The sequence below is a fragment of the Frankia sp. Mgl5 genome (genome assembly GCF_023242985.1).
In the GTDB taxonomy this organism is placed as follows: domain Bacteria; phylum Actinomycetota; class Actinomycetes; order Frankiales; family Frankiaceae; genus Parafrankia; species Parafrankia soli.
Genome location: NZ_JALKFY010000280.1, coordinates 1 through 246, shown reverse-complemented (window position 1 = coordinate 246; position 246 = coordinate 1). Strand labels below are relative to the sequence as shown.

Sequence of the window (246 nt, the reverse complement as noted above, 5' to 3'; positions counted from 1 at the left end):
GTTCGTTTAACCCCAATCGGTCGGCAAGCTTGCAACCATGTTTGTCCTGGAGCAAAGCCGATAGTACACCGACACCTACAGCACCGCTTTCGCCGCTGACAATGCGCGGGTCATCTCCCAACGGGTTGGCGAGAATGCGCATCCCTCTAGCAGCCAAGGAGTCGTCGCAGCTGATATAGATATCGGCAAAATCACGCAGCGTTGGCCACGCGATCGGATTCGGCACTCCGCAGGACAGACCAGCCA

The 246-nt window shown here is 57.3% G+C and carries 1 pseudogene; it reads right to left on the bottom strand.

Annotated features, from left to right (window positions below):
- Positions 1–246 (bottom strand): annotated as a pseudogene (locus MXD62_RS09360) (diaminopropionate ammonia-lyase); the annotation flags it as partial.